The following is an 18,812-nucleotide window of genomic DNA, read 5'->3' as shown; positions in this document are numbered from 1 at the left end:
GGTGTGAGAAGCACTTTGCCGGCGGCGCCGAGCGCGCCGTCGACCGCGGCCGCTTTCGTGCCACCGGTCAGCGGCGGGCATTCGCTGATCGACCTGCTGTGGCGTAATTCCGAGGCCTCGATGATGGTGGTCGACCGGGAACGGGTGGTGCGGCACGCCAATCCGGCCGCGCTCGGGCTGCTCGAGGAACTCGGCATCGCGGTCGGTGACAAGGTGCGGCGTTTCGCCCAGGAGGTCCGGCCGGTCCGCGAGGGCCGCCCGGCGTTCGAGTCGGCGGTGGAGATCACCTCGCTGGAAAAGGTTCTGGCCGGGACCACGTTGTCCCGGGTGACCGTGAGCGTGCTCTACCCGGGCCGGTCCGAACCCCGCCGGATGCTGCTGTCCGGCCAGCCGATCGAACTGGACGACGGCAGCCGCGGCGCGCTGATGATCTGGAACGACATCACCGACAGCTGGCAGGTGGCCGAGCGCAGCCGCAACGAGCTGGACCGGCTGGGGCAGCTGCTGGCGGGCGCCGCCGACTACGCGATCATCATGCTCGACGGCTGCGGCAAGGTGCACAGCTGGAGCGCGGCGGCCGAACAGCTGCAGGGGTACTCGGCCGAAGAGGCCATCGGGATGCCCTATTCCAGGTTCTTCGACGCGGCCGACCAGGCCGCCGGGCTGCCGGCCCAGATCCTGGCCGACGCGGCCTCGATGGGCCGGATCCACATCGAGGGCAAGCGGGTGCGCCGCGACGGTTCGGTGTTCTGGGCGCACGCCTCGATCTCGGCGATGCGGGACGACCAGGGCCGCCTGCAGGGGTACGTGAAGGTCACCCACGACGTCTCCGAGCAGCGGGCGCTGCAGCAGGCCAGCCAGGAGCTGACCGAGCTGCTGGAGGAGCGGGTGGCCGAGCGCACCGTGCAGCTGGAGCAGAAGAACGCCGACCTGGCCGCGGTGAACGCCGAGCTCGAGGCGTTCTCGTACAGCGTCTCGCACGACCTGCGGGCGCCGTTGCGGGCGATGAGCGGTTTCGCCCGGATCATGGCCGAGGACTACGCCGGGCAGATGCCCGAGGAAGCCACCAAGTACCTCACCAAGATCACCGACAATGCCGAGCACATGGGCAATCTGATCGACGCCCTGCTGTCCTTCTCCCGGATGCAGCGCCAGCAGATGCAGTCGCAGAAGATCGACATGGCGGCGCTGGCCCAGGAGTGCTGGGACGCTCTGGCCCCGGCCCGGGAAGGCCGCCGGATCGAGTTCGTGCTGGCGCCGCTGCCGCCGGCCTACGGGGACCGGCGGCTGATCCAGCAGGTGTGGATGAACCTGCTGGACAACGCGATCAAGTACACCGGGCAGCGGGAGCAGGCCCGGGTACAGGTGCGGGCCGAGGTGGCCGAACAGGACGAGGCGGCGTTGCAGGACCACAGCCGGCCCGACCCGCTGCCGGTTCCGGACACGGTGATGTACCTGGTCAAGGACAACGGGGCCGGGTTCGACATGCGGTACGTGGCCAAGATCGGTCAGGTGTTCCAGCGGCTGCACCACAACGACGAGTTCACCGGGACCGGGATCGGCCTGGCCCTTTCGCAGCGGATCGTGCAGCGCCACGGCGGGCAGTTGTCGGCGGTGGGGGAGATCGGTGTGGGCGCGACGATGGGTTTCACACTGCCGTCACCGGGGGGTGATCTGCGATGAGTGGGGTAGCTTCGGCGGCCGGCGTCAACGACGGGCCGATCGGCGAACTGCAGCCCTGGCTGCTGCTGGTGGAGGACAGCCCGCACGACCGGGAACTGGCCCTGCACGCGTTGCGGCGGGGGCGCTTTCCGGGCCGGGTGGAGTCGGCCCGCGACGGGGTGGAGGCCCTGGACCTGCTGCTGTGCCGCGGGCCCTGGGCCGGGCGGGACGTGCACGACCTGCCCCGGGCGGTTCTGCTGGACATCAAGATGCCGATGCTCTCGGGGATCGACGTGCTGCGCGAGATCCGCGCTCACCCGGTGCTGACCGAGGTACCGGCGGTGATGATGACGTCCTCGGCCGAGGACGGCGACCTGGAAACCTGTTACGCGCTGGGAGCGAACAGCTACATCGTCAAGCCGGTCGAGATCGAGCCGTACTTCGAGACGGTCCTCGACATCGGCCGGTACTGGCTGGTCCACAACCATCCACCCCGCGACCGGAGGGTCGCACTCGCCGGTGGGGGCCGGTGAATGCGAAAGAGCGGGACCGGCATCACACCACGGGAGAAATCATGCCATCGCCACTGCGGCTGCTGCTCGTCGAGGACCGCCCCGACGACGCCGAGCTGCTCCTTCTGGAGCTGAAACGCGCCGGTTACCAGCCTATCTGGACCCGGGCCGAGACCCCGGAGGAGTTCGTCGCCGGGCTCGCCGAGCAGCCGGACATCGTTCTGTGCGACTACTCCCTGCCCGCGATGACCGCTCCGGACGCCCTGCGGATGCTCCAGGAGCAGCAGCAGGACATCCCGCTGATCGTGGTCAGCGGCGTGATGGACGAGGACACCTGCGTGAACTCGCTGCGGCTGGGAGCCTCGGACTACCTGCTCAAGGACCGGCTGGTCCGGCTGGCCCCGGCGATCGAGCACGCCCTGGCCAAACGCCGGCTCTCGGCCCAGGCCCGGGTGATCGAGCAGCAGAGCCGGGAGACCGCCGAGATCCTGCGCGGCGTGGTCGATCACGCCCCGGCCGCGATCTGCGTGCGCGACGCGACCGGCCGCACGCTGCTGACCAACACCGAGTTCGACCGGCTGCGCCCGACCGGCAACGGCGGCCGCCCGGCCGTGCTCGACCGCCGCAAGCTGACCTCGGTGGAACAGGCCTGCCTGGACGGCGCGGACAAGGTCGAGGGCGAGGAGATCTGGTCGGTCGACGGTGAGGACCGGACCTTCCTGACCGTGCGCTACCCGGTGGTGGACGGCTCCGGCCGGCGGTTCGCGATCGGCGCGATCTACGTCGACATCACCCGGCAGAAGCAGGTCGAGGAGGAACTGCGCGAACTCGACCGGATGAAGGGCGAGTTCGTCGCCACCGTGAGCCACGAGTTGCGCACCCCGCTGACCAGCATCACCGGCTACGCGGAGATGCTGCTGGCCGGGGACGCCGACCCGGTGCACACCAAGATGATCGAGGTGATCGACCGCAACTCCCGGCGGCTGCTGACCCTGGTCGAGGACCTGCTCACGCTCTCCCGGGTGGACTCCAACATCGCCGCCCGGATGGACGAGCAGGTCGACGTGGCCGAACTGGTCAACACGGCGGTGGGAGTGCTGACCCCGGCCATGGAGTCCCAGGGCGTCGAACTGCAGTTGCAGCTCATGCCCGCCCTGCCCCACCTGATCGGCAACCGCTCGCAGCTGGAACGAGTTCTGCTGAACCTGCTCTCGAACGCGGTGAAGTTCTCCACCGCGGGCGGACTGGTGACGATCGCCGCGTCGGTGCCGGACATCTCCCGGCCGGCGGTGGAGATCCGGGTGAAGGACAGCGGCATCGGCATCCCGGTGGAGGAACAGGACCAGCTGTTCACCCGCTTCTTCCGCACCGAGCAGGCCCGGCACCAGGCGATCCAGGGCACCGGGCTGGGGCTGGCCGTGGTCCGGCAGATCGTGGAAGGGCACCACGGCACGATCGGGGTGGAGAGCGCTGCCGACGAGGGCGCGACCTTCATCGTCACCCTCCCGGCGATGAATCCCGCCGGTCTCGCGGTACGGCTGTAGCGCAACGAGAAAGGGCTCCCCGGGTAGATCTCACCCGGGGAGCCCTTTTTCGTCGGTTCAGAAGTCGGGCGTAGCGTCGATCACCTTGTGCTCCTGCGAGAGCATCGACTCCACCCGCCAGACCAGGGCTTTCGGGCTGAACGGCTTGACGATGTAGCCGTCCGCCCCGGCCTGCTGCCCGTACACGATGTCCGACTCGGTGCCGCGGGCCGAGAGCATCAGCACCCGCACCTGCGACAGCGCCTGGTCGGCGCGCATCGCCCGGCAGACATCCAGGCCGCTGTGTTCCGGCAGCATCCAGTCCAGCACCACCAGATCGGGCGCCAGGCCGCTGGCGGCCCGCAGCCCGGCGTCCCCGTCGGGCGCGAGGCGAACCGCGTGCCCGGCATCGCTCAGCGCGATGTACAGCAGATCCCGGATGTCGGGGTCGTCGTCGATGACGAGGATCTCGGCCATGGGGCATCCCCTCGCGGCTGTGGTTGTGGGTATCCGTCCCGTCGGCGGCCGGGCTCAGTCTTATGAGCACAACTGGGGACGGGCGGCGCGAGTTGGTCCCTTCGGCCTACCGGCGGCCCTTGCGGGACTTCAGATAGTCACTGACCACGTACTCGCCCAGGTTGTCCAGCCCAGGGGTGAACACCCGTCCGCCGTTACGCCGGGCGATCGCGTCCATGAACCGCTGCAGCCCGGGGTTCTCGCCCAGCATGAACACGTTGATCGCCGCACCGTAACGGGTCAGCGCATCCACCTCGGCCACGGTCAGGCTGATCGTCCTCGGGGAGGGCGGGTAGTCGAAGTAGGCGCTGCCGTCCTCCGGATCGAGGTGCGCGGTCGGCTCGCCGTCGGTGACCACCAGCACCACCGGCTCGGCGTCCGGATGCCGGCGCAGGTGCCGTCCGGCGATCGACAAGGCGTGCTGCAGGTTGGTGCCCTGCACGTAGTCCGGCTCCACCCCGGCCAGCTGTTCCACCGTGAGCTTGGCCGCGTAGCGCCCGAAGCCGACGATCTGCAGCGCATCCTGCGGGAACCGGGTGGCGACCAGGTGGGCCAGCGCCAGCGCGGTCTCCTTCATCGGGCCCCACCGGCCCTCCGAGATCATCGAGAACGACAGGTCCACGCACAGCGCCACCGCCGCACTGGCCCGCCGCTCAGTCTCGACCACCTCGAAATCCTCGGCCAGCAGCGAGATCCGCCCACCGGGAGAACCCGACCCGACCTGACGGCGCACCGCATTGCCCAACGAGCGCACCACGTCCAAAGGTTGTTCGTCGCCGAACTCCCAACGCCGGGAGGCGCCGGTGGCCTCCCCGGCCGCCCCCGCGTCCCTAATGTCGTGCTCGCCCCGCCGGCCCGAACCCAGGTGCGCGAAAACCTGCCGCAGCGCACTCTGCCCGAGTCGCCGTAAAGCCTTGGGCGAGAGGGTGAGTGCGCCGTCGGCCCGGGTCAGCCAGCCCTGCCGCTCCAGCTCGCGTTCCAGCTCCTGCAGGGCCTGAACATCCGCCGCGGCGCCCGCCCCGAGCGAACGCTCGACCGTCTCCACGTCGATGTCGTCCAGCGTGGCGCCCGGATGGTCCTGCGACAGCTGGTCGATCAGGTCGTCCAGATCGGCCAGCTCCTGCAGCGCCCCGGCCGCCTCGCCGTAGCCCAGCTCGCCCTTCCCCTTCATCCGCCGGCCCTCGCCGCGCCCCTGACCCCAGCTCTCGCCGGGCCGCAGCGCCCGCAGGTTGTCGGTGAGCTGATTCATCTTGCCCTGCAGGCCGGCATCGCCGAGCGCCTGCTGCATCAGCCCCTGCAGTTCCTCGCGCTGCTGCTGGCTCAGCGAGTTCATCAGCCGGTCCGCCGCCGCGGCCTGCCGGGCCAGCGAATCGATCAGCTCTTCGACGTTCTGCGGGTCGTCCGGGAATATCTGGCCGTGCTTGTCCATGAACTGCTGGAAGTCCTCGGGCGTGTCCTCGCCCCGGGAATGCTTCTCCAGCAACGAGTTCAGGTCGTCCAGCATCTCGTTCATGGCCGCCATCGCTGCGGCTCGCTGCTGGGGATCAGCGTCCGGCCCCAGGCCCTGCAGGGCGTTGCGCATGCCGTTGAACTGCTGGTCGATCACATCGCTGCGCAGCCCGTCGAGGATCTGCCGGTAGATCTGCTCGGCCTCCTTCGAGGCCCAGCGGTACTCCGACAACTCCTGCACCGCAGCGCTGGTGGACCGCGGCAGGGCATCCAGCTGGGCCTCGGCGAACCGGGCGTCGTCGCCGTCCCGCAACGAGAGCTCGTCCTTCTCCGCCGCCAGGGCCTGGTCCAGCTGAGCCCGGGCCCGGGTGACCGCACCGTCCAGCCGACCGCGCCGCGAGGTCTCCCGCCGCATCCGCTCGGCCCGCGCCCGTAGCGTGTCCAGCCCGGTGCGCCGCCCGTTCTCGTCGGGCAGGCCGCGGCGCAGCAGGTCACGCAGGGCGTCGCGAACGTTCTCGCCGCTCAGGACCCGGTCGCCGACCGCGTCCAGCGCCCGGCGCACGTCGTAGGGAGGGGTGAGCGGATCCGGCCCGCCGCGCCACGGACCGTACCGGTAACGAGGATCGCGCCGGCGTGGGCTCACTCCCCGTCGCCCCCGTACACGGTGCGACCGTCGTCCAGGAAGTCCTTGGCCAGGCGACGGGTGAGATGCAGCCCCTCAAGCGTGAATTCGATGGCTGAGGCGGCATCGGCCGGACCGGGCACCTCGTCGAAACCGAGGCGTTCCAGCACCACCGAAAGGCCGGGCACGGTACCCAGCTGGGCCAGCAGATCGGCCGAGGGCACGTTCTCACCGGTCGAAATGCCTTCGCCCTCGGCCACGGCCGCCACGAAGCCGGTCAGGTCCACTCCGCCGAGCCGGTTGCGCCAGGTCTCGGCCACCGAGCGGCGCAGCAGGTGATCCAGCAGCTCGACCTCGCGGCCCTCACCGTCGGCCTCGAACTCGACCTTGCCGCGCAGCGTCCCGGTGATCGTCTCGATGTCACCGACCCGGGCCACCGGCGGTGCCCCGTCCGGATCCGTCTCACCGTTCAGCGTGGCCCGGCGCAGCGCCGAGGCCGCCACGGTCTCGGCCGCCGCGATCGAGAACCGGGCCGAGACACCGGAACGCTGGTCCACCGCGTTGGACTCGCGGACCGCCCGGGTGAACCGGGCCAGCACCTCCAGCAGGTGCTCGGGCAGCACCGCGACCAGCTGCGCCTCCTGCCGGACCAGCGCCATCTCCAGCTCGAGGTCGACCGGGTAGTGGGTGCGGATCTCGGCGCCGAAGCGGTCCTTGAGCGGGGTGATGATCCGGCCGCGGTTGGTGTAGTCCTCCGGGTTGGCGCTGGCCAGCAGCAACAGGTCCAGGTCGAGGCGCAGCACGTAGCCGCGCACCTGCACGTCGCGCTCCTCCAGCACGTTCAGCAGCGCCACCTGGATCCGCTCGGCCAGGTCGGGCAGCTCGTTGACTGCCATGATCCCGCGGTGCATCCGCGGCACCAGGCCGAAATGGATGGTCTCCGGGTCACCCAGGGTGCGGCCCTCGGCCACCTTCATCGGGTCCACGTCGCCGATCAGATCGCCCACGCTGGTGTCGGGGGTGGCCAGCTTCTCGGCGTAGCGGGACTCGCGGTGCACCCAGGCCACCGGCAGTTCGTCGCCGAGTTCGGCCGCCCGGCGGATCGAGGCCGGGGTGATCGGGTCGTACGGGTGCTCGTTCAGCTCGGCGCCGGAGATCACCGGGGTCCACTCGTCGAGCAGGCCGACGATGGTGCGGATCAGCCGGGTCTTGCCCTGCCCGCGCTCGCCCAGCAGCACCAGGTCGTGGCCGGCCAGCAGCGAGCGCTCCAGGTCGGGCAGCACCGAGTCGTCGAAGCCGACCACGCCGGGGAAGCGCGGCTTGCCCGCCCGCATCAGCTCGAGCAGGTTCGCCGAGATCTCCTGCTTGACCGTGCGGTGCAGATGACCGGAGGCCCGTAAGGCGCCCAGCGTGGTGGGCAGGTTCTCGGGCCAAGGGGTGGTGGATGGATCCGGGGAGATCGTCACGCCCCGACGTTACGTCGGCGAACGGGGGCCTGGCACGTCGCGACGGGCTCTTAAACTGCTTTTCGCCGGGAGCGTGATCGGGAATAAAAGCCCACGAGCACCAATTGGGGACGAGTGCGCGCCGCACGCTCGAGCCGTTCCGCGGGCGTGGGTGGCTGGTTTTCGACCGAGCCGCTGCGCTCTCACCGCCGCTTTCAGCGGCCGGTGCGCACCTCGTCCCCGATTTGTCAGCGGGGCCCGAACCTGGCCTCGTTCCGCGCCCGTGCCTTGGCCGCCTCCACCTCGCGGTTCTTCGGCGGCGCGGTGGTGACCAGCTCCGCCAGCAGCTCGTCGGTGATCTGGGTGATCGCCGCGACCGCCCGGGCGAACGCCTCCTCGTTGGCCTTCGAGGGCGCGGTGGTGCCGGCGATCTTGCGCACGTACTGCAGCGCCGCCGCGCCGACCTCGTCGTGCGTGGCCGGCGGCTCGAAGTTGGCCAGGGTACGGATGTTGCGGCACATGCTCTGCTCCTGCCGTAGGGCTTTACGGGTTAAGACGTTCCTGGAGCCCGGAACTCACCGCGGGCCACTCCTCGGCGATCACCGAGAACAGCACGCTGTCCCGCATGGTGCCGTCCGCCCGGGGCTGATAGCGCCGCAACACCCCTTCGGGCCGGGCCCCCAGCCGGGCGATCGCGCGCTGCGAACGGTGATTACGGATGTCGGTCTTCAGCTGCACCCGGCCCGCGCCCAGCTCCTCGAAGGCGTGCCGCAGCAGCAGGAACTTGGCGCTGGGATTGACCCGCCCGCCCCACACCGCCGGCGTGTACATGGTCCAGCCGATCTCCAGCCGGGCTGCTCCCACCACCACGTCGAGGTACGAGGTCGTGCCCACCACCGCTCCGGCAGCCAGCCCACCCACCGCTTCGCTGAGCCTGACCACCCAGGCCGTATCGCCCCGTTCGGTCACCCGCTCAGCGATCGAGGCGCCGAACTGCTCGGCGCTGGCGGGCCGGCCCGGAACGTGCGCCCAGACCGCCTCGTGGTCCAGCGCGGCGAAGAGCTCGTGCGCATCCGCAGCCGTGAACTTCGTCAACGTGACCGAACCGCCGGACAGGACCACCGCGTCGGCAATCGGCCACTTCAACGCCGGCCAGGGGGTGTCGTCGGGCCGCTCGTCCACGGGCGGGGTGTAGCTGCTCACCGTTACTCCTTCTCGAAGCATCCGTATTAGGGCCTGTCCTGTGGATCTTTGCCTACTGCGGGGCACCCGGGACGCCGTCTGGACGCGTCCGGCGTGGCCCCACGCAAAACCATTGCGAGGGGCCCCACCGGCCACGCCCAGCCGACGCCCCGGGCACCTCCTCGCTACGGCCAGGATCCACAGGACAGGCCCTAGTGTGTTTTTGAAGTCCATGCCTACTGTGGGGGCGGAGTTGACCCGGTCAAGATTTGTGGTCACCGCACTGGGCAAGGGGGGACCAGTCCCGGACCGTGAGCGGCTGGGCTGGGACACTCCGATGAGGTGTACACCTGGTACCGGATGGACCACCTTGACACATCGCGAGCAGTCGTGGCCGGGCCTTGTGCCATAGCACTGGGTAGGGGCTGCGCGGGTGCATCGCAGCGATGGGGGTGGGTCTGCCGGTCGGGCGCTGGTGCGGGCGACTCCAGGGATTGCGGAAAGTTGTGCCCCCACCGGGAAGGGAATTACACCGTGGTCATGTCGTCGTCGAAGGCATGCGCCCGGCCCCGCGAATGCCAGGCCTGGGCCAGCACCTCGGTCATCGGCAGCAGGTCCTGAGCCGGCCGGGCGAACGGCAGCCGGATCCGCGACTCGAACGCTCCGTCCAGACCGAACCGCGGCCCCGGGGTCAGCCAGATCCCCATTGCCCGGGCCGCCGCGGCCACGTGCGAGCTACGTGGCTCCGGCAGCTGACACCACAGCGAAAGACCTCCCTGCGGCATCGGAACCTTCCACTGCGGCAGCTGTTCTCGCAGGGCGTCGTGCAGCGCGACCGCCCGCTCGGCCAGCAACTGCTGGCGGTGCAGTCGGATCGGGGTCAGGTTCTCCAGCAGGTGCGCGGTAGCCAGTTGCTCCAGCAGGGGGCCGCCCAGGTCCTCGTTGCCGCGGGCCAGCGCGAGCCGGCGGATCAGCGGCTGCGACGCCCGGATCCAGCCGATCCGCAGACCGCCCCAGAACGTCTTGGAGGCCGACCCCAGGGTGATGACGTGCTCCGCCGGGGCGAAGGCGGCCAGCGGGCGTGGCATCGGCAGCGGCGCCGGAGCGGGTTTGCCGGCACGGGCGGCGGGCAGCGTGGTGCGCAGGTCGAGGTTGCGCATGGTCTCGTCCACGATGATCCGGCAGCCGGTGTCGGCGATCATCGCGCCCAGGTCCCGCCGCTCGGACTCCTCCATCAGGCGGCCGGTGGGGTTGTGGAAATCGATCATCAGGTAGGCCAGATGGGCCCCGGTCTGGCGCAGCAGCGTGCTCATCCGCGCGATGTCCCAGCCGTCCTCGATCGGCAGGGGGACGCAGCGGCCTCCGGAGTCGCGGATCGTCTGGGCGGCGGCGGGATAGGTGGGGTGTTCGACCAGTACTCGGTCACCGCGTTCCATCACCACGTCCAGCACCAGGTGCAGCGCCTGCAGCGCGCCGTTGGTGACCAGGATCTGCTCCGGGGTGGTGGGCAGCCCGGACTCCGTGTACTGCTGGGCGATGCGCTCGCGCAGCAGGGGGAGGCCAGCGGTGACGTAGCCGTTGCCGGGCAGGAAGCGAGGTAGCTCGGCCAGGGCGGCCTGGTAGGCGGGGTAGAGCTCGGCGGGGGCTTCCAGCGCGGCGGAGGAGAAGTCGCCGTTGGGGCCGGACGGCTCGGCCTCGCCGCTGAGGTGCTCGGGCCAGATCGGCGACTCCAGCTTGCTGTCGCGCGGCAGCGTGGTCCAGGTACCGGCCCCCTGACTGCCCTCGGCGAACCCGGACTCGCGCAGCAGACGGTAGGCCGAAGTGGTGGTGGTGCGGCTGGTCTGCAGGGCTTCGGCGAGGGTGCGCTCGGAGGGCAGCACGGTGTCCACCGGCAGACGCCCGTCCAGGACCAGCAGACGCAGCCGGTCGGCGAGCGCCCGATAGCCCGGGACGCCCTCGTTGGAGACCCGCCAGTCGGTCAGCATTGGCATCAGCTCACGAGCACTGACTCGGCCACGTTGCTGAATTGGCTGCTTCTTAGCGGGAGGCATGGGGCCAGTCTGTAGAGATTGGCTATGTGATGCAAGGCCACGGAGGCGACAATGGACGTATGGCCTTCTTCATTGTGCTTCTGCTGCTGACCGCGACCATCGCCCTCGCCCCCTGGCTGGGCCAGGACTCCCGAGAGCTCGACCCGGACCGCTTCGTCCCCACTCACCCACTGCACGAGGGCCGCGGGATGAACTGCGGCTGAGGGGCGCCTTGAGCCGGCGCCGCCCTTACTCGCCCCGTCGCGAGTCCCCACCCGGGGGCTCGCGACTTTTTTGCTTGCGGTCCCCCAGTCCCAGGGGGCCGGGAGGTGCCCCCAGGTGTGCGCACCGACGCGGTTCGGCTCCAGGATGTAGATGTGGAGGTTGTTGACGAGTACCTGCACCAAGCTCCCGCGGCCGCCCTACGTCCGTATATCGCCTGGTACAGCGGCTACCGGCAGCGTGGCGTAGCGCCCGGCCGGCATCGCGGGCTGCCCTCGCCCTGGCTCACGCTGATCTTCACGCTCGACGAGCCGATGGTGGCCGCGGCCCTGCCCGACGGCCATCCCGGGGGTAGCTATGACACCTACATCGGAGGCCTGCATCGCTCCCCAGCGGTGATCGTGCATCAGGGGGCTCAATCCGGCATACAGGTAGCGCTCTCGCCACTGGGTTGCCGGGCTCTGCTTGGCCTGCCAGGCGGAGCGCTCGCCGGGGAGAACCTGACCCTGCACACACTGCTCGGTCGGGACGGGGTAGAGGTGCACGAGCGCCTGCAGGCGGCGGTGTCGTGGGTTGAGCGCTTTGCCGTCCTGGACCGGTTCTTCACGGGTCGGTTGGCGTTCAAGGGTCCACCGCGCGAAGTGGTGCACGCCTGGAACCTGCTGCTGACCGCGCGAGGCAGCATCGGAGTGGCCGAGCTGGCCACCGAAGTCGGCTGGAGCACCCGCAACCTGGCCTACCGGTTCACCACCGAGATCGGCCTCAGCCCGAAGGCCGCCGGCAAAGTGGCCCGGTTCGACGCGGCCCGGCGCCTGCTGGTGCATCGGCTGAACGGCCCGCAGGCCGGTCTGGCCCGGCTGGCGGCCGACTGCGGGTATGCCGACCAGGCCCACCTGAGCCGGGAGTTCGCCGAGATGGCCGGGCTCTCGCCGCGTCGCTGGCTGGCCGAGGAACTGGGTAACGGCTGGGTCCCGGAGCTTTCCGAAACCTTCAAGACCGGCTGAGTGGTCTGCGGCACAGTGAACGCGTGCCCGCCCGTCGGGAGGGCTTTCGACTCGGGAGGAATCATGACCGAAACGCCAACTGCCCCACCGCCTGCCGTCTGGCCCACCTTCACCGCCCGCGACGCCCGCGGCCTGATCGCCTTCCTGGTCAAGGCTTTCGGCTTCGAGGAGACGGCCGTGTACGGCGACGGCGACGTGGTGCACCATGCCGAGCTGAGCTGGCCGCCCGGTGGTGGGGTGATGCTCGGCTCGGCCCGCGACGACAACAAGCCGATCACCCCGATCGGCAGCTTCAGCTGTTATGTGGTGGTGCCGGAGGGGATCGAGCAGCTGATCGAGCGGGCCCGCTCGGCCGGCGCCAAGATCACCGTCGAGCTGAAGCAGACCGACTACGGCTCGACCGATTTCGCCGCCCAGGACCCGGAGGGCAACACCTGGTACTTCGGTACCTATCCGGGCGAACCCCGTAAGTCCCGCTGACCGGGTTCACGCCCTGCGCCTCTGCCGGGCCGCCGTGCTCGGCAGAAGCGGCAGGGGCGTGGGCGGTTTCAGCTGCTTCAGGCGCAGGTACGTGACCACCCGCCCGCCGCCGTGCGTGGCGATCCGGGTCAGCGTGTGCTCCAGATCCTCCACGTCCCGCGCCACCACGGTGAGCCAGTAGTCCATCTCGCCGGCCACCGTGTCGGCCGCGATCACCTGGGGCAGCTCGCGCACCTCGCGCTCGAACCGTTCGGTGGCCCGCGGGTTGGGCGTGGTGACCGACATGAACACGGTCAGCGGGAAGCCGACCGCGGCTGCATCCACCCGGGCGCTGATGATCCGGATGGCGCCGCTCTCCTTCAGCCGCCGCACCCGGTGCAGGGTGGCGGCGGGGGAGAGGCCGACCAGTTCGGCCAGCTCGAGATTCGTCCGATCGGCGTCCTGCTGCAGCTGCGTGAGCAGTTTTACGTCAATTTCGTCAAGCTCAACCGCCATGGCGCCAAACAATAGTTGGCAACTTCGGCGAGTGCCCGATTTATCTATGTGTGCAGCGGACGATGTCAACCATGTTCCCCGCTCGTCTGCGCTCCCTCCTCTCCGACCGCCGCACCTCAGCCCTCGCCGCGCTGACGATCGCCGGTATCACCTGGGGCACCACGGTCCCGCTGAGCAAGGCCGCGTTCGCCGGCTTCGGCCCGGCCTGGCTCACGGTGTTCCGCTTCGCCGTGGCCGGCCTGGTGATCGTGGCCGTGGTCCGGCCCCGGCTGAGCAAGGTGCGCCCGGCGCTGTGGGCCTACGGCGCCTTCGGGTACGGCGCCTGCGTGCTGCTGCAGAACATCGGCCTGGAGCGCACCAGCGTCACCCATGCGGCGCTGCTGCTCGGCTCGGTCCCGGTGATCGTGGCGGTGCTCGCGGTGATCTTCAACGGTGCCCGGGTCGGCCCGATCGCCTGGGTCGGTTTCGCCCTGTCGCTGATCGGCATCGTGGTGGTGGCCGGCGCCGGAGGCGGCGACGCGACCCTGACCGGAGACCTGATCGTGCTGGGTTCGGTGCTGATCGGCGCGGTTTTCACCATCCTCCAGGCCCGGCTGCTGCCCGGGCAGGACGTGGTCGCGGTGAGCACGGCGCAGTTCCTGGCCTCGGCGGTGGCCGTGCTGCCCTTCGCCCTGCTGACCGAGTCCGTGCCGACGCCCGGGGTGGGTGGGCTGGACACCGGCGCCCTGCTGGCCGCACTGGCGCTGGGCGTGTTCGGGACCGTGCTGCCCTTCACCCTTTTCGCCTACGGGCAGACCGGGGTCGAGCCGCACATCGCCGGAGTCTTCCTGAACCTCGAGACGCTTGTTGCTACCACCATTGCCATCGTTGTCCTGGGCGAGCCGCTGGGCGGCGGGCAGGTCGCCGGTGGGCTGGCGCTGTTGGTGGGCATCTACATCGGCACGGTCTACCAGTCCCGGACGAGCCGGGTCCCGGTCGCGGTTTCCCCGGCCACTGCGCAACCGGCGGGCTACCGGGTGTCGGGCCCACGGACGTCCGTTGCTGGTGCTCGTAGTGGTTCGACGGCTCTGCCTCCGCGTCAGGTGGCTCGGCCTGCCCCGGGACTGCACCTGTTCCCGGACGCACTGGGGCTGGCGGACGAGGTGCTCGAGCGCGACGGTCAGCCGATGTTCACCCGGGCCGCCTGACGTCAACCAGCGGTTGACGCACAACAAATCGTCAACCTAAGGTTGACGCATGACGGATTCCAGTTCGGCAACCCAGAGTGTGCGCCTGGACGATCTGATCCAGGGCATCAAGAAGGTCCACGACAACCCGCTGGAGCAGTTGTCCAACGCGGTTCTGGTCGGTGACTACCTGGGCGAGGTGGCCGATCATCTGATCGGGCACTTCGTCGACCAGGCCCGCCGGTCCGGAGCGTCCTGGACCGACATCGGCAACAGCATCGGGGTGAGCAAGCAGGCCGCCCAGAAACGGTTCGTGGCCAAGGGGGACTCCGCGGCGATGGACCCGAACGAAGGTTTCAACCGGTTCACGCCCCGGGCCCGCACCGTGATCCTGCAGGCCCACACCGCGGCGCAGAAGGCCGGCAACGACGTGATGGTGCCCGCCCACCTGCTCCTGGGACTGGCCGCGGTACCCGACACGCTGGCCCTGAAGGTGCTGGCAGGCCAGGGCATCACGGTCGAGCGGCTGACCGAGGCGGCCCAGGCCGTCCTGCCGGCCCGGGTGGAGGGCGCGCCGGATCTGGTGCCGTACGACGCAGCGGCCAAGAAGGTGCTCGAGCTGACCATGCGCACTGCGCTTCGCTACGGCCACAACTACGTCGGTACCGAGCACATCCTGCTGGCCCTGCTGGAGTTCGAGAACGGGCAGGGGCTGCTCGGTTCGCTGGGGGTCACGCTCGCCGATGCCGAGACCGGCGTGGCCCAGGCCCTGGAAGAGCTCCAGCCCGGGCAGTGATCTCACGATCCGGGCGCCAAGATTAGAACCTGGTCACGATCCGGCGGCGATCCGGCTCCGGGAGGGGAGTGCCGAATCGGGGGTTGTGCGTGACGGTTGCCGTCTCACGGGCATTTTCGGGGCATTCGGCGAGTTTGCCTGACGATCGGTCCGGGCGTGTATGGTCGGCTGGCCACCGTCCCCGCGGGGATCCCTCTGCGCTCACGCGGTGCGCGACAGGACAGCAATCCCTGGCGACGCCGCCGGGGGTCTCGCGTAGGCGCCCTCGTACCGCAACGGTGCGTCGTGTGCCGGAACGAAGGGGTACACAGCACCGTGAGCTGGATAGAGGTGATCGTCCTCGGTCTGGTGCAGGGCCTGACCGAGTTCCTCCCCGTATCGTCGTCGGGACACCTGAGGATCGTGTCCGAGGTGTTCTTCGACCGGGACGCGGGCGCGGCTTTCACCGCCGTCACCCAGCTCGGTACCGAGGCGGCCGTGCTGATCTACTTCGCCAAGGACATCTGGAAACTCTTCGTCACCTGGCTCGAGGGCTTCGTCGCCCCGCACCTGCGCCAGACCCAGGAGTACAAGATGGCCTGGATGGTCATCCTCGGCACCATCCCGATCGGTGTGCTCGGCCTGCTCTTCGAGGACATGATCAAGGAGCCCGCCCGTAACCTCTGGCTGGTCTCGACCATGCTGGTGGTCTTCGGCATCTTCCTGGGCCTGGCCGAGAAGTTCGGCAAGCAGGAGCGCGACTTCGACCGGCTGACCATGAAGGACGGCATCATCCTCGGCTTCGCCCAGGCGATGGCGCTGATCCCGGGCGTCTCGCGCTCGGGCGGCACGATCACCGCCGGCCTGGCGATCGGCCTCAAGCGCGCGGTGGCCGTGCGTTTCTCGTTCCTGCTGGCGATCCCCGCAGTGGTGGCCTCCGGCCTGTTCACCCTGCCGGACGTGACCGCCGGGGACGGCCCGGGGGTGCCGCAGATGGTGGTCGCCACCCTGGTCGCCTTCGTGGTCGGCTACGTGATCATCGCCTGGCTGATGAAGTTCGTGGAGCGTCACAGCGTCTACGTCTTCGTCGTCTACCGGATCATCCTCGGCCTGGTGCTGCTCGGTGCGCTGAGCGCCGGGGTGATCTCCGCAACCTGATCGGTGTTTCGTGGAAGGGCCGCCCGGAACCGGGCGGCCCTTCCGGCGTTTCTAGGGCTTGTCGATCGGGGTGACGGTGACCAGAGGGGTGCGTACGTCCATCCGGAATCCGGGTGGCATGACGGTGGTGGAACTGCGGCGCCAGCAGACCCGAAGATTGTTCAGGCCGAAGGCGACGAAGAGCACCAGCCAGACGATGATGAAGATGCGGCCGGGAAGATCGTCCTGCGTGGTGTTCCACAGCGAGCCGACCGTGACCACCCCGCCGACCAGGATGACCAGCGTGGCGATGCCGACCAGCCAGGCGCCGAGACGGGTGAACTCGACGCGGGCTCGGGGCATGCGCGACAACATGTGGTCAAAGCTGACATGTGGTGCCTTGGGCTGCATCTTGGGCCGCAATGGAGAAGTGGTGGGCGGTAGCAGGCTTGACGACCCGGCCCAAATCGCTTCCCGGCTCGGGATTTTCATTGGGTGCGATCCGCTGCCATAGCCCTGGGCTTGGCGGTATCACATTGGTATCATGTTGGCCATGGCGATGACCCTGCGTCTTGATGATGCGCAGTCCGAGGCCCTTCGGCGCCGGGCCGAGCGCGAGGGCCGGAGTATGCAGCAGGTGGCCCAGGCCGCCATCAGCGAATACCTGCTCCGGGCCGACGACGACGCGCAGACCGAAGAGCTTGCCGCTGCGGGTGCCACGAAGTTCGCCGATCTGCTGCGCCGTCTCGGCGAATGATCCGCTACCTGAGCGTTGAGCAGGCCCTGTTGATCTCCCGGTACGCCGTCGGTGGCCCGGTCCAGGTGCGGGACCTCGGTCTGCTGGATGCTGCGGTGAACCGGCCCCGGGCCGGGATGTTCGGTCAGGAGGCCTATCCGGACCTGCTGACCAAGGCGGCAGCGCTCCTGCACTCGCTGGTGTCCAACCATCCACTGGTCGATGGCAACAAGCGGCTGGCGTGGCTGGGGACCTACGTCTTCTGTGCCAAGAACGGTGAGGAGCTCTCGCCGGCCGACGATGACGCCTTCGACCTGGTGATGGCCATCGCTGCCGGTGAACTCGATGATCTGGCTGTGATCGCCGGTCGGCTCAAGAGTTCGTAGCCGCCTGATCCCCAGCCGTGCCCGCTTTGAAGCGGACACGGCTGGGCGCGTCACTCAGCCTTGACACCTGGCCCGTGGTCGGGGCAGCGGCCGGCCGGGTTCTTCTTCAGGTACTGCTGGCGGTAGTCCTCGCGCACCGCACACATATGCCGCTGAGCTAGGCCGCCGACACGTTCAGAACCGTGGCCTCAGCAGCGGGCGTGGGCTCTGGAACTGGTAGGCCCATGTCGCGCAGCACCGCCAGATGCTCCGACATGGCCTCTCGCATTAGTGACTCGGTCTCTTCCCTGGTGTCACCAGCAGCTACCACCCCCGGAAGGTCGGGACTGTAGGCGGAGAAACCTGACTCCCGGTCGCCCTCGAACACAACCACGTAGCCCTTCACAGGTGCTCCTCTCACAGTCCGGCCTGCTTCAGGATGCTCGCTTCGGTCTTCGGTTTCAACGTGGCGCTCGGTCGGCCGGCCACGGTGACCAGGCCTGGTTTCTGTGGGTGGTGGAAGTGTCGGTGCGAGCCGGTCGTGCGCTTGAGTTGCCAGCCGTCCGCTTCCAGCAGCTTGACCATGTCCCCCACCTTGATCGGCATGAAACCGACCATAGGTGGAGGTAATGACCGAATCCGATCCTGGAACGCGGACTCCGTGCTCGTAGCACCTCTTGTTGCCAGTCGGCTGACTAGTCCGCCTTCACACCCGTCCCATACAGCACGCCCACCCCGATCGGGCAGGCGACGCCGGTGCCGTGGTCGGGGCAGTAGCCGGCTGGGTTCTTCTTCAAGTACTGCTGGTGGTAGTCCTGCCCTTCATAGGGCAATTCTCTGCCGGTCAGCTTCGCTTGGTCCGCTTGCTGATGGGGAGGCTGCGGACTCTCAGATGGTCCTTGCTGATGGAAATGACGGCGCCGGACTCGATCTCGGTTGCCACGGCCTTCAGGTTCTGCACCAGCAGGCTGCACTGCTGGGCGGCAGTCAGGGCATCGGCCGAGCGAAACAGGACCAGGGATGGTGTGTCGGCGCCGGACAGGGCAAGCATCGTTGCGAAGTCCGAGTCTGCAGACACGATCGTGGCGCCCACTTCGGCGGCGAAGGCCATGATCGTGTGGTCTGAGGCAGTCAGCAAGCCGTGATCCATGACATGGCTGGCCTCAAACCCCTCCTTGACCAGGCCTTCGGCCAGGCGAGGGGAGAGGTTGGCGTCAACCAGCAGGTTCATGCGGGTCGGGCCAGTGGGATCTCTCGCTCCTGGGTGAGAAGGGTCGCGTATTCCAGGGCGGCGAGCAGATCTTCCTGCTCAAGGTAGGGATAGTCGTCAAGGATCTGGTCGAATCCTTGGCCGGCAGCCAGTTGCCCGAGGACGGCAGTGACGGTCACACGGGTGTCCCGTATACAGGGCAGGCCCCGCATACGTCCGGGGTCGACGGTGATGCGTCCCACGATCATGCCCTCAGACTACGCTCGATCGTCCTGGCCGAC

The 18,812-nt window shown here is 69.0% G+C and carries 23 protein-coding genes; 11 read left to right on the top strand and 12 right to left on the bottom strand.

What is annotated here, in order from left to right:
- Positions 1 to 3 precede the first annotated feature (3 nt).
- The 3 genes from LR394_RS30915 to LR394_RS30905 are packed head-to-tail and all read left to right on the top strand — an operon-like array spanning position 4 to position 3,718.
- Positions 4 to 1,683: a sensor histidine kinase gene (locus tag LR394_RS30915; RefSeq protein WP_231448127.1), complete on the top strand. Its 1,680-nt coding sequence runs from the start codon at positions 4 to 6 to the stop codon at positions 1,681 to 1,683.
- Positions 1,680 to 2,195 (top strand): response regulator, encoded by a 516-nt coding sequence (locus LR394_RS30910; protein WP_231448126.1) that lies wholly within the window; start codon positions 1,680 to 1,682, stop codon positions 2,193 to 2,195. The genes LR394_RS30915 and LR394_RS30910 overlap by 4 nt, the downstream gene beginning before the upstream one ends.
- Before the next feature lie 41 nt (positions 2,196 to 2,236).
- Positions 2,237 to 3,718: an ATP-binding response regulator gene (locus LR394_RS30905; RefSeq protein WP_231448125.1), complete on the top strand. Its 1,482-nt coding sequence runs from the start codon at positions 2,237 to 2,239 to the stop codon at positions 3,716 to 3,718.
- 57 nt (positions 3,719 to 3,775) lie between these two features.
- Here LR394_RS30905 and LR394_RS30900 read toward each other — a convergent pair whose 3' ends face one another.
- The 6 genes from LR394_RS30900 to yczR form a co-directional block, all read right to left on the bottom strand.
- Positions 3,776 to 4,174 (bottom strand): response regulator transcription factor, encoded by a 399-nt coding sequence (locus tag LR394_RS30900; protein ID WP_231448124.1) that lies wholly within the window; start codon positions 4,172 to 4,174, stop codon positions 3,776 to 3,778.
- Between the two features lie 106 nt (positions 4,175 to 4,280).
- On the bottom strand, positions 4,281 to 6,305 hold the full coding sequence (locus LR394_RS30895) for a vWA domain-containing protein (protein ID WP_231448123.1): 2,025 nt from the start codon (positions 6,303 to 6,305) through the stop codon (positions 4,281 to 4,283).
- A complete protein-coding gene (locus LR394_RS30890; RefSeq protein WP_231448122.1) occupies positions 6,302 to 7,750 on the bottom strand; it encodes a magnesium chelatase in 1,449 nt (482 codons plus the stop codon). The genes LR394_RS30895 and LR394_RS30890 overlap by 4 nt, the downstream gene beginning before the upstream one ends.
- A gap of 227 nt (positions 7,751 to 7,977) precedes the next feature.
- Positions 7,978 to 8,250 carry a DUF2277 domain-containing protein gene (locus LR394_RS30885; protein ID WP_231448121.1) on the bottom strand — a complete coding sequence of 91 codons (273 nt, stop codon included), beginning with the start codon at positions 8,248 to 8,250 and terminating at the stop codon, positions 7,978 to 7,980.
- Positions 8,251 to 8,272: 22 nt separating this feature from the next.
- Positions 8,273 to 8,932, bottom strand: coding sequence for a GNAT family N-acetyltransferase (locus tag LR394_RS30880; protein WP_231448120.1), 660 nt, complete (start codon positions 8,930 to 8,932; stop codon positions 8,273 to 8,275).
- 506 nt (positions 8,933 to 9,438) lie between these two features.
- The gene (yczR, locus tag LR394_RS30875; protein ID WP_456238333.1) at positions 9,439 to 10,962 is read right to left on the bottom strand and encodes a MocR-like transcription factor YczR; all 1,524 of its coding nucleotides are present in this window, start codon (positions 10,960 to 10,962) and stop codon (positions 9,439 to 9,441) included.
- 59 nt (positions 10,963 to 11,021) lie between these two features.
- Between yczR and LR394_RS30870 the strand changes: the two genes are divergently transcribed.
- The 3 genes from LR394_RS30870 to LR394_RS30860 all read left to right on the top strand — a co-directional run bounded on the left by LR394_RS30870 (position 11,022) and on the right by LR394_RS30860 (position 12,647).
- A complete protein-coding gene (locus LR394_RS30870; RefSeq protein ID WP_231448118.1) occupies positions 11,022 to 11,165 on the top strand; it encodes a hypothetical protein in 144 nt (47 codons plus the stop codon).
- Positions 11,166 to 11,318: 153 nt separating this feature from the next.
- The gene (locus tag LR394_RS30865; RefSeq protein WP_231448117.1) at positions 11,319 to 12,167 is read left to right on the top strand and encodes an AraC family transcriptional regulator; all 849 of its coding nucleotides are present in this window, start codon (positions 11,319 to 11,321) and stop codon (positions 12,165 to 12,167) included.
- A 63-nt stretch (positions 12,168 to 12,230) separates the two neighbouring features.
- Entirely contained in the window at positions 12,231 to 12,647 is a 417-nt protein-coding gene (locus LR394_RS30860) for a VOC family protein (RefSeq protein WP_231448116.1), read from the top strand.
- Positions 12,648 to 12,653: 6 nt separating this feature from the next.
- On the opposite strand, the gene LR394_RS30855 is transcribed toward LR394_RS30860, so the two are convergent.
- Positions 12,654 to 13,142: an Lrp/AsnC family transcriptional regulator gene (locus LR394_RS30855; RefSeq protein ID WP_231448115.1), complete on the bottom strand. Its 489-nt coding sequence runs from the start codon at positions 13,140 to 13,142 to the stop codon at positions 12,654 to 12,656.
- 71 nt (positions 13,143 to 13,213) lie between these two features.
- On the opposite strand from LR394_RS30855, the gene LR394_RS30850 reads away from it, so the two are divergent.
- The 3 genes from LR394_RS30850 to LR394_RS30840 all read left to right on the top strand — a co-directional run bounded on the left by LR394_RS30850 (position 13,214) and on the right by LR394_RS30840 (position 16,241).
- Entirely contained in the window at positions 13,214 to 14,329 is a 1,116-nt protein-coding gene (locus LR394_RS30850) for a DMT family transporter (RefSeq protein WP_231448114.1), read from the top strand.
- A gap of 49 nt (positions 14,330 to 14,378) precedes the next feature.
- On the top strand, positions 14,379 to 15,104 hold the full coding sequence (locus LR394_RS30845) for a Clp protease N-terminal domain-containing protein (RefSeq protein WP_231448113.1): 726 nt from the start codon (positions 14,379 to 14,381) through the stop codon (positions 15,102 to 15,104).
- 315 nt (positions 15,105 to 15,419) lie between these two features.
- A complete protein-coding gene (locus tag LR394_RS30840) occupies positions 15,420 to 16,241 on the top strand; it encodes an undecaprenyl-diphosphate phosphatase (protein WP_231448112.1) in 822 nt (273 codons plus the stop codon).
- Positions 16,242 to 16,292: 51 nt separating this feature from the next.
- Here LR394_RS30840 and LR394_RS30835 read toward each other — a convergent pair whose 3' ends face one another.
- Positions 16,293 to 16,583, bottom strand: a complete 291-nt coding sequence (locus tag LR394_RS30835) for a hypothetical protein (protein WP_231448111.1) — start codon at positions 16,581 to 16,583, stop codon at positions 16,293 to 16,295.
- A gap of 196 nt (positions 16,584 to 16,779) precedes the next feature.
- Between LR394_RS30835 and LR394_RS30830 the strand changes: the two genes are divergently transcribed.
- On the top strand, positions 16,780 to 16,977 hold the full coding sequence (locus LR394_RS30830; protein ID WP_407937159.1) for a FitA-like ribbon-helix-helix domain-containing protein: 198 nt from the start codon (positions 16,780 to 16,782) through the stop codon (positions 16,975 to 16,977).
- Positions 16,974 to 17,342 carry a type II toxin-antitoxin system death-on-curing family toxin gene (locus tag LR394_RS30825; RefSeq protein ID WP_231448109.1) on the top strand — a complete coding sequence of 123 codons (369 nt, stop codon included), beginning with the start codon at positions 16,974 to 16,976 and terminating at the stop codon, positions 17,340 to 17,342. The genes LR394_RS30830 and LR394_RS30825 overlap by 4 nt, the downstream gene beginning before the upstream one ends.
- Positions 17,343 to 17,499: 157 nt before the next feature.
- Here LR394_RS30825 and LR394_RS30820 read toward each other — a convergent pair whose 3' ends face one another.
- The 4 genes from LR394_RS30820 to LR394_RS30805 form a co-directional block, all read right to left on the bottom strand.
- On the bottom strand, positions 17,500 to 17,727 hold the full coding sequence (locus LR394_RS30820) for a type II toxin-antitoxin system HicB family antitoxin (protein ID WP_231448108.1): 228 nt from the start codon (positions 17,725 to 17,727) through the stop codon (positions 17,500 to 17,502).
- A gap of 11 nt (positions 17,728 to 17,738) precedes the next feature.
- A complete protein-coding gene (locus LR394_RS30815) occupies positions 17,739 to 17,906 on the bottom strand; it encodes a type II toxin-antitoxin system HicA family toxin (protein WP_231448107.1) in 168 nt (55 codons plus the stop codon).
- A 259-nt stretch (positions 17,907 to 18,165) separates the two neighbouring features.
- The gene (locus tag LR394_RS30810) at positions 18,166 to 18,552 is read right to left on the bottom strand and encodes a DUF5615 family PIN-like protein (protein ID WP_231448106.1); all 387 of its coding nucleotides are present in this window, start codon (positions 18,550 to 18,552) and stop codon (positions 18,166 to 18,168) included.
- Positions 18,549 to 18,779 carry a DUF433 domain-containing protein gene (locus tag LR394_RS30805; RefSeq protein ID WP_231448105.1) on the bottom strand — a complete coding sequence of 77 codons (231 nt, stop codon included), beginning with the start codon at positions 18,777 to 18,779 and terminating at the stop codon, positions 18,549 to 18,551. The genes LR394_RS30810 and LR394_RS30805 overlap by 4 nt, the downstream gene beginning before the upstream one ends.
- Positions 18,780 to 18,812 lie beyond the last annotated feature (33 nt).

Source organism: Kineosporia babensis, from assembly GCF_021129305.1.
GTDB classification, from domain to species: Bacteria; Actinomycetota; Actinomycetes; order Actinomycetales; family Kineosporiaceae; genus Kineosporia; species Kineosporia babensis.
Note: the sequence above shows the minus strand (reverse complement) of the source record. Positions and strands in the feature narration are given on the sequence as shown.